This is a genomic window from Paraburkholderia sp. UCT31 (assembly GCF_014397655.1).
GTDB lineage: Bacteria > Pseudomonadota > Gammaproteobacteria > Burkholderiales > Burkholderiaceae > Paraburkholderia > Paraburkholderia tuberum.
In genome coordinates, this window is sequence record NZ_VZQP01000011.1 from 63283 (window position 1) to 77501 (window position 14219).

At 62.8% G+C, this 14219-nt stretch carries 17 protein-coding genes; 15 read left to right on the plus strand and 2 right to left on the minus strand.

Annotation, left to right across the window (positions count from 1 at the left end):
• Nucleotides 1-413: 413 nt before the first annotated feature.
• Genes F6X40_RS11700 through F6X40_RS11715 form a run of 4 tightly spaced genes read left to right on the plus strand, consistent with a single transcriptional unit; the run spans nt 414 to nt 3558 of the window.
• Complete coding sequence (locus F6X40_RS11700) at nt 414-1463, plus strand: RluA family pseudouridine synthase (RefSeq protein ID WP_184071589.1); 1050 nt, start codon at nt 414-416, stop codon at nt 1461-1463.
• Complete coding sequence (locus F6X40_RS11705) at nt 1456-2115, plus strand: HAD-IA family hydrolase (RefSeq protein ID WP_187627972.1); 660 nt, start codon at nt 1456-1458, stop codon at nt 2113-2115. The genes F6X40_RS11700 and F6X40_RS11705 overlap by 8 nt, the downstream gene beginning before the upstream one ends.
• On the plus strand, nt 2112-2528 hold the full coding sequence (locus tag F6X40_RS11710) for a Rieske (2Fe-2S) protein (RefSeq protein ID WP_184071593.1): 417 nt from the start codon (nt 2112-2114) through the stop codon (nt 2526-2528). The genes F6X40_RS11705 and F6X40_RS11710 overlap by 4 nt, the downstream gene beginning before the upstream one ends.
• 28 nt (nt 2529-2556) lie before the next feature.
• Nucleotides 2557-3558, plus strand: coding sequence for a S49 family peptidase (locus tag F6X40_RS11715; protein WP_187627973.1), 1002 nt, complete (start codon nt 2557-2559; stop codon nt 3556-3558).
• Nucleotides 3559-3670: 112 nt separating this feature from the next.
• On the opposite strand, the gene F6X40_RS11720 is transcribed toward F6X40_RS11715, so the two are convergent.
• Together F6X40_RS11720 and F6X40_RS11725 are read right to left on the minus strand one after the other, a co-directional pair.
• The gene (locus tag F6X40_RS11720) at nt 3671-4390 is read right to left on the minus strand and encodes an SAM-dependent methyltransferase (protein WP_187627974.1); all 720 of its coding nucleotides are present in this window, start codon (nt 4388-4390) and stop codon (nt 3671-3673) included.
• A complete protein-coding gene (locus F6X40_RS11725; protein ID WP_187627975.1) occupies nt 4387-5004 on the minus strand; it encodes a Maf-like protein in 618 nt (205 codons plus the stop codon). Before F6X40_RS11725 ends, F6X40_RS11720 begins: the two co-directional genes overlap by 4 nt.
• A 308-nt stretch (nt 5005-5312) precedes the next feature.
• On the opposite strand from F6X40_RS11725, the gene F6X40_RS11730 reads away from it, so the two are divergent.
• From F6X40_RS11730 to F6X40_RS11780, 11 genes are all read left to right on the plus strand, one after another.
• The gene (locus tag F6X40_RS11730; RefSeq protein WP_187627976.1) at nt 5313-5969 is read left to right on the plus strand and encodes a DUF177 domain-containing protein; all 657 of its coding nucleotides are present in this window, start codon (nt 5313-5315) and stop codon (nt 5967-5969) included.
• Between the two features lie 102 nt (nt 5970-6071).
• On the plus strand, nt 6072-6251 hold the full coding sequence (gene rpmF, locus F6X40_RS11735; protein ID WP_006401275.1) for a 50S ribosomal protein L32: 180 nt from the start codon (nt 6072-6074) through the stop codon (nt 6249-6251).
• A gap of 123 nt (nt 6252-6374) precedes the next feature.
• A complete protein-coding gene (gene plsX, locus F6X40_RS11740; RefSeq protein ID WP_090801179.1) occupies nt 6375-7481 on the plus strand; it encodes a phosphate acyltransferase PlsX in 1107 nt (368 codons plus the stop codon).
• Entirely contained in the window at nt 7481-8470 is a 990-nt protein-coding gene (locus F6X40_RS11745) for a beta-ketoacyl-ACP synthase III (RefSeq protein ID WP_184071600.1), read from the plus strand. Before plsX ends, F6X40_RS11745 begins: the two co-directional genes overlap by 1 nt.
• A gap of 118 nt (nt 8471-8588) precedes the next feature.
• Nucleotides 8589-9524, plus strand: a complete 936-nt coding sequence (gene fabD / locus F6X40_RS11750) for an ACP S-malonyltransferase (protein ID WP_184061405.1) — start codon at nt 8589-8591, stop codon at nt 9522-9524.
• Nucleotides 9525-9638: 114 nt separating this feature from the next.
• Nucleotides 9639-10388: a 3-oxoacyl-ACP reductase FabG gene (fabG, locus tag F6X40_RS11755; protein ID WP_090801174.1), complete on the plus strand. Its 750-nt coding sequence runs from the start codon at nt 9639-9641 to the stop codon at nt 10386-10388.
• A 152-nt stretch (nt 10389-10540) separates the two neighbouring features.
• Complete coding sequence (acpP, locus tag F6X40_RS11760; protein WP_004197638.1) at nt 10541-10780, plus strand: acyl carrier protein; 240 nt, start codon at nt 10541-10543, stop codon at nt 10778-10780.
• 256 nt (nt 10781-11036) lie between these two features.
• The gene (gene fabF, locus F6X40_RS11765) at nt 11037-12293 is read left to right on the plus strand and encodes a beta-ketoacyl-ACP synthase II (protein WP_184028047.1); all 1257 of its coding nucleotides are present in this window, start codon (nt 11037-11039) and stop codon (nt 12291-12293) included.
• Nucleotides 12294-12484: 191 nt separating this feature from the next.
• On the plus strand, nt 12485-12808 hold the full coding sequence (locus F6X40_RS11770; protein ID WP_410452401.1) for a hypothetical protein: 324 nt from the start codon (nt 12485-12487) through the stop codon (nt 12806-12808).
• Between the two features lie 101 nt (nt 12809-12909).
• The gene (gene rpoE / locus F6X40_RS11775) at nt 12910-13509 is read left to right on the plus strand and encodes an RNA polymerase sigma factor RpoE (protein WP_006051939.1); all 600 of its coding nucleotides are present in this window, start codon (nt 12910-12912) and stop codon (nt 13507-13509) included.
• Nucleotides 13510-13602: 93 nt separating this feature from the next.
• Nucleotides 13603-14217, plus strand: a complete 615-nt coding sequence (locus F6X40_RS11780; protein ID WP_184028053.1) for a sigma-E factor negative regulatory protein — start codon at nt 13603-13605, stop codon at nt 14215-14217.
• Nucleotides 14218-14219: the final 2 nt, after the last annotated feature.

Sequence of the window (14219 nt, forward strand, 5' to 3'; positions counted from 1 at the left end):
AACGGGAAGTTCGCGCAGGCGGCGCGTCTTTTCCTGCTGGGGGTGTCTCGCCTTCTTTTGACGTCGCCATGTCTTGTACTTTCTACAAGACGCCTTGGGCGCACGCCGTATTTTCGCGACTTGCAGCTTCGTCCAGCTGGGCGTCATACCACCCGGATCACGAAGCTGAAAGCTAAATTCTTTTTTACCAAAATTCCGTTACCGTCGAAGCCGACCTTGACCGAACGCGCCTGCGGGCGCCGTCCCTGCCGGGAGCTGACTTCGTGCGTGCAACTTGTTGCATCTCATTTTCAGGGCGAGCAACCAGACCCCGGCGCAAGTAAAATAACGGTTTATCGCTTGCGCTCGCGCAATCCGCCGCATTCCGGACACTGCGCCGGCCGTCGCGGACTGCTGGGCAAATTATATTCAGAATGAAAGAGTTAGGCAAAACATCCCAGAGATCGGTTGCAGGCGCGGTCGAAGACTCGGTTTCAAGCGACCAGGTTTCGCTGATCGAAATCGACGACCGCTCGGCTGGTCAGCGCATCGACAATTTCCTGCTGCGCGTCTGCAAGGGCGTGCCGAAAAGCCATATTTATCGCATCCTGCGCAGCGGTGAAGTGCGCGTGAACAAGGGCCGGATCGACGCGCAGTACCGGCTCGAACTGGGCGATCTGGTGCGTGTGCCGCCGATCCGCGTCGCGCAGCCGAATCAGGCCGCAGCCCGCGTGCCCGTGCCCGCGCCGGACTTTCACATCCTGTTCGAAGACGAGCATCTGCTCGTGATCGACAAGCCGGCCGGCGTTGCGGTCCACGGGGGCAGCGGTGTCGCGTTCGGTGTGATCGAGCAGATGCGCGAGGCGCGGCCGCAGGCGAAATTCCTGGAACTCGTGCATCGACTGGATCGAGAGACCTCGGGCATCCTGATGCTCGCGAAGAAGCGCGCGGCGCTCGTCAATCTGCACGAGCAGATTCGCGATAACCGGATGGACAAGCGCTACTACGCGTGCGTGCACGGCGAATGGGCGAGCGACTGGGGTCGCCGCCGCGCGGTAAAGGAGCCACTTCACAAGTACCTGACCGCCGACGGCGAGCGCCGCGTGCGCGTGCAGGCCGATGGCCTCGCTTCGCACACGATCTTCAATCTGGTCGAGCGCTGGTCGGAGTATGCGCTGCTTGAGGCGGAACTGAAGACGGGGCGTACGCACCAGATTCGCGTGCATCTGCAGCATCTGGCACTACCGATCGTCGGTGACGCCAAATATGGCGATTTCGCGCTGAACAAGGCGCTTGCGCGCGCCAACGCGAAGCCCGGCATCAAGCGGATGTTTCTGCACGCTTACCGGCTCAAGCTCACGCATCCTGCGACGGGCGCGCCGCTGCAGCTGGAGGCACCGCTGCCTGCCGACTGCCGCGGCTTTATAGAACAACTCAACGAACTACGCACTGGGTTCAACCCGGAGACGACCTTGCATGGCTAGAGAGCAATTCGATCTGATCGTGTTTGACTGGGATGGCACGCTGATGGATTCCACCGCGCATATCACGCGCAGCATCCAGGCGGCGTGCCGCGATCTCCGCCTGCCGGTTCCCGCGGACGAAGCCGCGAGCTACGTCATCGGCCTCGGCCTGCGCGACGCGCTGCAGCTTGCCGCGCCGACGCTCGATCCGGCCGACTACCCGCGGCTTTCTGAGCGTTACCGCTTTCATTTTCTTGTAAAAGACCAGACTACCGAGCTGTTCCCCGGCGTGCGCGAGATGCTCCAGGAGTTGCGCGACGTCGGCTATCTGCTCGCGGTCGCGACCGGCAAGAGCCGCGTCGGGCTCAATCGCGCGCTTGACCAGGCGCGCCTGACGAGCCTGTTCGACGGCACGCGCTGCGCTGACGAAACCTTCTCGAAACCGCATCCGGCCATGCTGCACGAGCTCACCCGCGAATTGGGGCAGGATACGGCGCGCACGGTCATGATCGGCGATACGACACACGATCTGCAGATGGCGCTCAACGCCGGCGTGGCGGGCATTGGCGTGACTTATGGCGCGCATCCGGCGAATTCGCTGAGTGCGATGTCACCGAAGTTCGTGGCGTCGAGCATCAGCGATCTGTCCGGTTGGCTGCGGGAGAACGCATGAGCGCCGACGGCGTGGATACTGCTACTGCCGCGGCTGCGCAGGCAGTGCGCATTTGCGCGGCCGACGAGCTGGTCGACGGTGGCGACGGCATCCGGCGCGACGCGCGGCTCGGCGGGCAGGATGCCGTGGTGTTTTTCGTCCGCTATGATGGCTGCGCCTACGGCTATTTGAACCGTTGCGCTCATGTGCCGATGGAGCTCGACTGGCAAGAAGGGCAGTTCTTCGAATCGTCCGGCTTATACTTGATGTGCGCGACACATGGCGCGATTTACGCGCCGGATACTGGCAAATGCGTCGGTGGTCCGTGTCGCGGGGGCAGATTGCGTCCCGTGCAGGTCGAGGAACGCGATACGCTCGAGGGCCGTGCGGTATTCTGGCTGCCTGACGGCGATTTGCTGCCGGTCACGCGCTGATTTCCTCTTCCATTTTTCAACTGCCCGCATGTCCGACAATTTGACCCCCGAAAAGAACCCTGCCTCGGGAGGCGGCTCCCGTGCATCCGCCGACCAGCCCGGCTGGGAAAGGGCCGCGCTCGAGCGCATCGCGCTCGCCGCGATCAACGAGCAACGCGCCGCGCGACGTTGGCGGATTTTCTTCCGCTTCGTGTTCCTCGCAGTGCTCGCACTGGCGGTATGGGGTGCGCTGAACCTCTCGGGCGAGCGGGTCGCCACGACTGGCCGTCATACGGCAATGGTTTCGCTTGATGGCGAGATCGCAACGGATGCGAGTGCGAACGCCGAAGATATCAACACTGCACTCGATTCCGCGTTTGAAGATTCCGATACAGCCGGCGTGATTCTTTATTGCAACAGCCCGGGCGGCAGTCCAGTGCAAGCGGGCATTATCAACAGCGAAATTCGGCGATTGCGCGGCAAATATCCGTCTATTCCGCTGTACGTCGTTGTCGGCGACATATGCGCGTCCGGCGGCTACTACGCGGCCGCGGCGGCGGAGAAGATCTATGTCGACAAGGCGAGTATCGTCGGTTCGATCGGCGTGCTGATGGACAGCTTTGGTTTCACCGGCCTGATGGACAAGTTGGGGATTCAGCGCCGACTGCACACATCGGGTGAGAACAAAGGCTTTTTTGATCCGTTTTCACCCGAAACGCCGAAGATGGACGAACATGCGCAGGTTATGCTCGATCAGATCCACGCGCAGTTCATCGACGCGGTGCGTCAAGGGCGCGGCAAGCGTCTGCATGAGACATCGGACATGTTCTCGGGTCTATTCTGGACGGGGCAGAAGAGCGTCGAACTTGGACTCGCGGACGGTTTTGGCGATGCAGATTACGTCGCGCGGGAGATCTTCAAAGCGCCGGATATCATCGATTACACGGTGAAAGAGAGCATTACGGATCGCGTTGCCCGCAAATTCGGCGCGGCCGTCGGCGCCGGCGCGGTTCGGGCGATGGCGCTCGGCGCGAAAATGAATCTGCGTTGAATCCACAGTTTTAAAAAGACGCCCGCGCGGTCGGTTTTGGCCGATCGCGCGGACTTTGCGTTGTGAGTTTCGGGCCCCAGGTCGCCCTCAACTGCCTGGCCGGCGCCTACGTTCAGGCTGCCAGAATCAGAAAAATCGCCGGCCGCTTATGCAGGTCGATCTCCGCCTTCTTTTTCCAGTCGGCGACGCTCCGGCTTGCGATCACTTCGCTCGGCAGCGTCAGATCGACCGCCACGCAGACCAGCGTCGACGGCGCGCAGGTCGCGAGCAAGGTATCGAGCAGCGCGCGATTCCGGTACGGCGTTTCGATGAAGATCTGCGTTTGCTTGCTCTTGCGCGACTGCTGCTCGAGATCGCGCAGACGTTTGGCGCGCTCGGTGACGTCGACGGGCAGGTAGCCGTGAAACGCGAAGCTTTGGCCGTTCAGCCCCGATGCCATCAGCGCGAGCAGAATCGAACTCGGCCCGACCAGCGGCACGACCTTTACGCCGCGCTCGTGCGCGCGTCGCACCAGCAGCGCGCCCGGGTCCGCGACTGCCGGGCAGCCAGCCTCGGAGACGAGGCCCGCATCGGTGCCCGACAGCAGCGGCGCGAGCAGCTTGTCGATTTCGCCGGCCGGCGTATTGACGTTCAGTTCGCGAATCTCGATTTCTTGAATCGGCCGATCGGGGCCGACTTTCTTCAGGAACGCGCGCGTGGTTTTGGCGTTTTCGCCAATGTAATAGTGCAGCAACGCCGCGCGGGCGCGTACGGACGCGGGCAGCACCAGATCGAGCGCGCTTGCGTCGCCTTCGCCGAGCGTGTTGGGAATGAGATAGAGCGTACCGGTCATCGGGCCCCCCAAAGCGGGTAGTTGGCCGCGAGCAGCATGTGCGACAGCGCGATGAGCGGCAGGCCGACGAGCGCGGTCGGGTCGTCGGAATGGATGGCCTCCAGCAGCGCGATGCCAAGCCCTTCGGATTTGGCGCTGCCGGCCACGTCGTACGGTGTTTCAGCGTGCAGATAGGCGTCGAGCGCCGCGTCCGGCAAATCGCGAAAGCGCACGCGGGTGATCACTTCGACCGTTTGCGCGCTGTCCGTCGCGCTGTCGAACAGACACAGCGCGCTGTGGAACAACACGTCGCGGCCGCGCATCGCCTGCAATTGCGCGAGCGCCCTGTCGTGCGTGCCGGGTTTGCCGATCTGCAGGCCGTCGTAGGTGGCGACCTGGTCGGAGCCGATCACGAGCGCATGTTCGTCGGCGGCGAGGCCTTGGGCGACCGCACGCGCTTTGGCTTCGGCGAGGCGCAGCGCAGTGGCTTCGGGCGTTTCGGCGGCGAGCGGGGTTTCGTCGATCGCAGGCACGACGACGTCGAACGGCACGCGCAGGCGTTCGAGCAACTCGCGGCGATACCGCGAACTCGACGCCAGAATCAGGCGTGGCGGGCGTTTGGAGGATTCAGGCATAGTTTGCGGGCAACGGGAGCGGCGGGTCGTACGGGGTCGCGCGAGGCTCCCGTACGTACGGCCTTAAGTGTTTGACTCGAAAAGACAAAACGGATATGATTTCGGGCTTTTCACGGTATGCTTGCACTTGAAGGGTCTCGGCGCGTTCAGCGGCTTTCGGCAGTCGGAAGGTTGAAGAAAGTCCGGCAGGGTGAACGCAACGGCCGCGGGCCCCACTGACTGCCCCGCACACCGGATTATCTTCGCGGCGGATCTGATCATCCTTCGCGAATCACCCCGGCAACATGCTTGCCGACGCAGGAGCGCACATGACTCAACATCCTGGCAAACCTGCAGGTCTGTCCGACCCGCATGAACTCGATCTGTTCGAATTTGCGCGGAGCGGGCGTCAGGCCGCGGGTGTCGTGCGCGTCTCGCAACTGCCGCGCATGTTAAACGAAGTCCCGGCGGAAGCGCCAGATCGCGACACCGCGTTCACATGGCAGGCCGAAGGGACGACGCAGCCGGAATTGCAGGACGATGGCACCGAAGGTTCCCAGCCTTATCTGCGGCTGGCGATTCACGGTGCCGCGTGGCTCGAATGCCAGCGGTGCTTGACGCCGTATTCGCAGGCGTTCAACGTCGATGCAACTTACCGGATCGTCAATACGGAGGCGGAAGCCGAAGAGTTTCCGCTGGACGAGGATGAAGTCGAGGTGGTCGTCGGTTCGCGCCAGTTCGATCTCATCGACTTGATCGAAGAAGAGTTGCTGCTTTCCTTGCCGCTCGTGCCCAAACACGAGGTCTGTCCCGAAGTGCACGAGAGCCTTGTCTCGGGCACGGACGGTAGCGAAGGCGAGGGCGACGAAGCCGCGCAGGAAGAAGCTGGCGATGCCAGCAAGCCGGACCAGTCCAGCGAGCGGCGCAATCCGTTCGCGGCGCTCGAAAGTCTGAAACGCGACGAACCGGGCGGCAAGAAGCGCTAAACAGTTGCAGGGGGCGCGATGCGGGCGCATTGGCCATTCGGCCAGTGGTTAAGTCCGTGTCGGGCTGTGTTAGAATTCGGAAAATTTTTTGGAGTTTTAGTCATGGCAGTTCAACAAAACAAGAAGTCGCCGTCGAAGCGCGGCATGCACCGTTCGCACGATTTCCTGACGGCAGCGCCGCTGGCCGTCGAGCCGAGCACGGGCGAAGTGCATCTACGTCACCACATTAGCCCGAACGGCTACTATCGCGGCAAGAAAGTCGTCAAGACGAAGAACGACTAATCGTTGACTGCGATGCGCCCTGTGGCGTTTCGCGTAGCGATCGGCTCGCTTGACATTTTCCCGGTTCGGCAAAAAGGCGGCATTCAACTGCCGCTTTTTTGTGTCTGAAATTCGTCGCACTCCATGACAGTAAAGCTCACGATAGATTGCATGGGAGGCGACCACGGCCCGTCCGTGACCGTTCCCGCTGCCGTCAACTTCGTTCGTTCGCATCCCGACGCGCAGTTGCTGCTCGTCGGCATTGAAAGTGCGATTCGTGCGCAGCTGAAGAAGCTCAAGGCTCAGGATCTGCCGGCGCTGACCGTCGTACCTGCTACCGAGGTCGTCGCGATGGACGACCCGGTCGAGGTCGCGCTGCGCAAGAAAAAAGATTCGTCGATGCGCGTGGCGCTGAACCGCGTCAAGGAAGGCGAGGCGCAAGCCTGCATTTCCGCCGGCAATACCGGCGCGTTGATGGCGGTCTCGCGCTATGTGCTGAAAACGCTGTCGGGCATCGAACGCCCGGCCATCGCGTTTGCCCTGCCTAATCCCACCGGCTATACGATGATGCTCGACCTGGGCGCCAACGTCGACTGCGAGCCGCAGCATCTGCTGCAGTTCGCCGAGATGGGGCACGCGCTCGTGTCCGCGCTCGAAGGAAAAGAGCGGCCCACCATCGGCCTGCTCAACATCGGCGAAGAAGTCATCAAGGGCAACGACATCATCAAGCGCGCCGGCGAACTGCTGCGTGCGAGTACACTCAACTTTCATGGCAATGTCGAAGGCGACGACATCTACAAGGGCACCGTCGACGTGATCGTCTGCGATGGCTTTGTCGGCAATGTCGCGCTGAAGACGTCGGAAGGTCTCGCGCAGATGCTGTCCAACATCATCAAGGAAGAGTTCGGCCGTTCGTGGCTGACCAAGGTGATGGCGGTGCTCGCGCTGCCGGTATTGATGCGCTTCAAGAAACGCGTCGATCATCGGCAATACAACGGCGCCGCGCTGCTCGGCTTGCGCGGTCTCGTGATCAAAAGCCACGGTTCAGCCGATGCCTACGCGTTTGAGTGGGCTATCAAACGCGGGTATGATGCCGTCAAAAACGGCGTGCTGGAGCGCCTTGCGCGAGCGATGGAAGAGAACGCGAGTTCTCTCGAACAGGCGGCGCGCGACGCAAGCGGTGCGGGTCACGCAAGCCCGATCGCAGGCCAGCCGGCCGAGCCCTACGCTGCGCAATCCTCGAAGGCATAATGGCTCAATCCACAATCTACTCCCGCGTGCTGGGCACCGGCAGCTGTCTGCCGCCCAACCGCGTCACCAATCAGGATCTTGCTGAGCGTCTCGCCAGGCAAGGCGTTGAAACGAGCGACGAATGGATCGTCGCGCGCACGGGCATCCATGCGCGTCACTTCGCCGAGCCGGACGTCACGACCAGCGACCTCGCGTTGATCGCCTCGCAGCGAGCGATCGAAGCGGCGGACGTCGATCCGCAGTCCATCGACCTGATCGTCGTCGCCACCTCCACGCCGGACTTCGTGTTCCCGAGCACCGCCTGCCTGCTGCAGAACAAGCTCAGGATCAAGAATCACGGTGCCGCGTTCGACATACAGGCGGTCTGCTCCGGCTTCGCCTATGCGGTGGCGACGGTGGACGCCCTGATTCGCAGCGGCCAGCATCGCACGGCGCTCGTGGTCGGCGCGGAAACTTTCTCGCGCATTCTCGATTTCAACGACCGCACCACCTGCGTGCTGTTCGGCGACGGCGCCGGCGCAGTGATCCTGCAAGCGTCCGACGCACCGGGCGTGCTTTCGAGCGCGCTGCACGCGGACGGCAGCCATTCGAACATTCTGTGCACGCCGGGCAACGTGAATGGCGGCGTGGTCGCCGGCAGCGCCTTCCTGCACATGGACGGTCAGGCGGTGTTCAAGCTTGCCGTCAACGTGCTCGAGAAGGTCGCGATCGAAGCATTGGAAAAAGCCGATCTGAAGCCCGAGCAGATCGACTGGCTGATTCCGCATCAGGCCAACATCCGCATCATGCAAAGCACCTGCCGCAAGCTCGGCCTGCCGCAGGAGCGCATGGTCGTCACGGTGGGCGAGCACGGCAATACGTCGGCGGCGTCCATTCCGCTTGCACTCGACGTCGCGGTGCGCGACGGCCGCATCAAGCGCGGCCATAACGTGCTGATCGAAGGCGTCGGCGGCGGCTTCACGTGGGGCGCGTCGGTCATCCGCTACTGAGCGGGACGACGCATTCCGGGGCGTCGCTGGCGGCGCCCGTGCGGCCGGAATAACACCGCGCGCCATCTGGCAGCCGCGGCCGGCCGCCACATCCGATTAAACAGATTTTGGGGACGATATGAAATTCGCGTTCGTTTTTCCTGGGCAGGGTTCGCAGGCGGTCGGCATGCTCAACGCATTCGCCGATTACGCGATCGTGCGTGAGACGGTTCAGGAAGCCTCCGACGCACTCAACCAGGACCTCGGCAAGCTGATCGCCGAAGGCCCCGCCGAAGATCTCAATCTCACCACCAATACCCAGCCGGTCATGCTGACCGCGGCCTACGCTATCTATCGCGCGTGGCAGCAGGCGGGCGGCCCGGCGCCGGCGCTCGTCGCCGGCCATAGCCTTGGCGAATACACGGCGCTCGTCGCGGCCGGCGCGCTTGCGTTCCGCGACGCGGTGCCGCTCGTGCGTTTCCGTGCGCAGGCGATGCAAACCGCGGTACCGGTGGGCGAAGGCGGCATGGCCGCGATTCTCGGCCTCGACGACGACACGGTGCGCGCGGTCTGCGCGGAAGCGTCGGCGGCGGGCGTCGTCGAAGCGGTCAATTTCAATGCGCCGGCGCAAGTCGTGATCGCGGGCCACAAAGCCGCGGTCGAGAAAGCCTGCGAAGTCGCGAAGGCGAAGGGCGCGAAGCGCGCGCTACCGCTGCCGGTGTCGGCGCCGTTCCACTCGTCGCTGCTCAAGCCGGCGTCGGATCAATTGCGCGAATACCTCGCGAGCATCGACGTGCAGGTGCCGTCGATTCCCGTCATCAACAACGTCGACGTCGCCGTGGTCAACGAGCCGGCCAAAATCAAGGACGCGCTCGTGCGCCAGGCAGCTGGTGCGGTGCGCTGGGTCGAATGCGTACAGGCAATGGCAGCGCAGGGCGTCACGCACGTGATCGAATGCGGCCCGGGCAAGGTCCTTGCGGGTTTGACCAGGCGCATCGACGGCAATCTCGTCGGCGCGTCGGTGTTCGATCCGGCGTCGCTCGAAGAAACGCTGAAGCTCGTGACGGCAGACTGAGCGCGCATTCGCGAACGGGTATCGACAGAGCAATGCCGCGCTGGCGCGGCATCCCTCGACAGACGAATCAACAAGAATCAATGAGCCCTATTTGAAGGGCATCCGGACTGACAGATGGAAAAGACTCTCGACAAGCAGATCGCAATCGTGACGGGCGCATCGCGCGGCATCGGCCGTGCGATCGCGATGGAACTCGCGCGTCAGGGCGCGACGGTGATCGGCACCGCGACGAGCGAAAGCGGCGCGACGGCGATCACCGAAGCGTTCAAGGCGGCGGGCGTGAACGGCCGCGGCGCGGTGCTCGACGTCAACGACGCGGCCGCGGCCGAAGCGCTGATCGACGGCACCGTCAAGGAATTCGGCGCGCTGAACGTGCTGGTGAACAACGCCGGCATCACGCAGGATCAACTGGCGATGCGCATGAAGGACGACGACTGGGACGCCGTGGTCGACACCAACCTGAAGTCGGTGTTCCGTCTGTCGCGTGCGGTGCTGCGCCCGATGATGAAAGCGAAGGGCGGTCGGATCATCAATATCACGTCGGTGGTCGGCTCGGCCGGCAACCCGGGGCAGATCAACTACGCGGCCGCGAAGGCCGGCGTCGCGGGCATGACGCGCGCACTCGCGCGCGAGATCGGCAGCCGCGGCATCACGGTCAATTGCGTGGCACCTGGTTTCATCGATACCGACATGACGAAGGCGCTGCCCGAAGAGCAGCAGACCGCGCTGAAAACGCAGATTCCGCTCGGCCGTCTCGGCAGCCCGGAAGACATCGCGCACGCGGTCGCGTTCCTCGCGTCGCCGCAAGCGGGCTACATCACCGGCACGACGCTGCACGTGAACGGCGGCATGTATATGCAGTAACCAATTTCGGTTACTATCCGCGCCTTGATGCGTTTGCGGAAAGCACGAGGCGCATGCGTTGACAGGAACCCGATGCGCCGCTTTTTTGCCGGGTCAAACCTGATAAAATGCGCGCACCTGTATTTTTGAACTTCTTTTCCCTTGGAGGGGTAATGGACAATATCGAACAGCGCGTCAAGAAGATCGTCGCGGAACAACTGGGCGTTGCGGAAGCGGAAATCAAGAACGAAGCGTCGTTCGTGAACGATCTCGGCGCCGACTCGCTCGACACCGTTGAACTCGTGATGGCCCTCGAAGACGAATTCGGCATGGAAATTCCAGATGAAGAAGCCGAGAAGATCACCACCGTTCAGCAAGCGATCGACTACGCTCGCGCAAACGTCAAGGCCTAAGGTCATTCGCGCCTGCGTTTCTGCACGGGCCGCGCATGACGCCCTGCCGTGCCGCTTGCCGGCGCCAGCAGGGTCGACGCTATCGGGCGTGTCCATTGGCACACCATACGTCGCACCGCTTGCCACGCAGGAGCCAGCGATGTTGACAGCGCAACTTTCCGCGCGATTGCCGACTTAAACAGCCACAGGGCACACAGGGCGATTCCTGTGGCCGCTGTGGCTTTTGCTTTTTGTCATCTATGAAAAAGGGGTTACCGTGAGCCGCCGTCGTGTTGTTGTTACAGGCCTGGGGCTGATTTCGCCTGTTGGCAATAATGTTGCCGATGGCTGGGCCAATCTGGTCGCCGGCAAGTCTGGGATTGCCAATATCACGAAGTTCGATGCGTCGAACTTCTCGACTCGTTTCGCCGGCGAGGTGAAGGGCTTCAATATCGAGGACTACATCCCCGGTAAGGAAGCGCGCCACATGGATACCTTCATCCATTACGGCGTGGCTGCGGGCATCCAGGCGATGCAGGACAGCGGCCTCGAAGTCACCGACGAGAATTCGGAGCGCATTGGCGTGGTGGTCGGTTCGGGCATCGGCGGTCTGCCGATGATCGAAATCACCCAAACCGAATTGCTCAATCGCGGCCCGCGTCGCATTTCGCCATTCTTCGTGCCGGCTTCGATCATCAACATGATCTCCGGCCACCTGTCGATCAAGTTCGGCATCAAGGGTCCGAATCTGTCGATCGTTACCGCGTGTACGACCGGTCTGCACTGCATCGGCGAGGCTTCGCGCCTGATCGAATATGGCGACGCCGACGTGATGATCGCGGGCGGCGCGGAATCGACCGTGTCGCCGCTCGGTATCGGCGGCTTTGCGGCGGCGCGCGCGCTGTCGCAACGCAATGACGATCCGGCTACCGCGAGCCGTCCGTGGGACAAGGACCGCGACGGCTTCGTGCTAGGAGAAGGCGCCGGCGTAATGGTGCTCGAAGAATACGAGCACGCGAAGGCGCGTGGCGCAAAGATCTACGCGGAAATCGGCGGCTACGGCATGAGCGGCGATGCGTATCACATGACGGCGCCGCTCGAAGACGGTGACGGCGCACGCCGCTGCATGCTCGCAGCGCTAAAGAACGCGGGCATCAACGGCGATCAGGTGAGCTACCTGAACGCGCACGGCACGTCCACGCCACTCGGCGATCTGGCGGAAACGACCGGCATCAAGCGGGCGTTCGGCGACCACGCGAAGAACATGGTCGTCAACTCGACCAAGTCGATGACGGGTCACCTGCTGGGCGGCGCTGGCGGTCTGGAGTCGGTGTTCACGGTGCTCGCCGTGCATCACCAGGTGTCGCCTCCGACCATCAATATTTTCAACCAGGACCCGGCCTGTGATCTCGATTACTGCGCGAACACCGCGCGGGAAATGAAGATCGACGTCGCGCTGAAGAACTCGTTCGGGTTCGGGGGCACGAACGGCACGCTGGTGTTCAAGCGCGCCGGATCGCCTGATCTCGGGTGACGCGTCGGTTCACGACGCCGGCTTCGCCGGCGCTTTCCCCCGCACCGGCAACATTGGGTAGGGCAGCGCAGCGGATCACGCTGCGTCGCTCTATCGCAATGCGTGCCGCGGTGGGAGCGTTCGTGCTGATTGCGACGTTAGCCGTTTATACCTGTCTCGCGCCGCGAGTGGGCGCGAGACAGGCCGCTCCGTTGACGCTCGCCGTCGCAGCACTGCTCATGCTCTGCGCGGCGAGGCATGACGCGGCGCAGGCCATCGCGCTGCATGTCGCGATGGGCGAGATTTCCGCCTGGAACCACGCGGGTGAGTTGCTCGCGCGGGGCCGCATGGTCGGTTGCGCGCAGTGGAGCGGCCGTTTGCTGGTGCTTGAGCTCGATCCCGAGGGTGGTCGAAGGCGCGGCCTCATGCGCGCACCGACGGGTCGCAGGCGCTCCCTGCTGCTCGCCGCGGACGCGCTGCCGTCCACTGTTTTCCGCGAACTTTCCGTGCTGGGCCGGCGTGCGGCCGGCGCCTGACTGTAACGACTGTAACCGCTGTTACCGTAGTAACGTGCCCTCACGAGGGGGACGCTACAATGGTCCCCCGCCATGCGCCCTATAGTTAACGGATTTATCAGGTGAGCGAAAAAGAAATTGATCAGGTGCTGGTCGAGCGCGTCCAGAAGGGCGACAAGGCCGCGTTCGAGCTTCTGGTCTCCAAATACCACCGCAAGATTCTCCGGCTGATCTCGCGTCTCGTGCGGGACCCCGCCGAAGTCGAAGACGTCGCGCAAGACGCTTTTATCAAGGCGTATCGCGCGTTGCCGCAGTTTCGCGGCGAGTCGGCGTTTTATACGTGGTTGTACCGGATTGCGGTCAATACCGCGAAGAACTACCTTGCCACCCAGGGCCGGCGCGCGCCGACCTCGACCGAAGCGGATGCTGAAGAAGCTGAAACTTTCTCCGATGCCGACCAACTAAGGGATATCAACACACCTGAGTCGATGTTGATGAGCAAGCAGATCGCAGAGACGGTCAATGCTGCGATGGCGGTTTTACCGGAAGAATTGCGCACCGCCATTACTCTCCGAGAAATTGAGGGTTTGAGTTACGAGGAAATCGCCGAGATGATGGGTTGCCCGATTGGCACAGTCAGATCACGAATTTTCCGCGCTCGCGAAGCCATTGCGGCAAAATTGCGACCGTTGCTTGACACACCCGAAGGCAAGCGTTGGTAGACGTTTCCGAACGTCCAGCTGGCTTGGCGGGGCAGCGGTGCAATATCTGGATTAGTGGTGTCACTACGGGGTATTTGGAAGATGGAGAGCATCATGGGGTCGGTCTCGATGCAATCGCAAGCAGGCTCGCACGGCGAGCGTCTGTCCGCTTTCGTCGACGGTGAGTTGTTCGGCGAAGAGCATCTGAATCTGGACAAGTTTCTTGCGGAGCTGGGCGGCGATGATCGCGCTGCCTGGTCGAGCTACCACCTGATCGGCGACGCGCTACGTTCCGACGATCTGGCAGTCAGCCCCGCACGGAGCAGTGCCTTTCTGAGCGGGTTTGCCGCGCGTCTTGAAAGCGAGCCGCATGTGCTGGCGCCCGCCGCCGCGTCTGCATCGGTCGCGCGCCGCCTGCTCGGGCTGCGCCGGAGAGTCGTGCCGGCTCTTGCCGTCGCTGCCGCGGCCGCTACGTTGACCTGGATCGTCGTGCCGCAGCTGCAGGGCGTGCCGGGTGGTCCGGGTGCGCAGCTCGCTTCGCTCCAATCGCACGGCGACGCGGTGCAGCGTGTCGCCATGGCCTCGGTGCCCGCGCAAGACTCCAACATCATTCGCGACGCGAGCCTCGATCAATACCTCGAAGCTCATCAGCAATTCGCGCAACAACCGGCGATGGCAGGCTCGATGCCGGTGATTCGCGCTGCCTCAGTCTCCACGCAGGGCCAATAGTT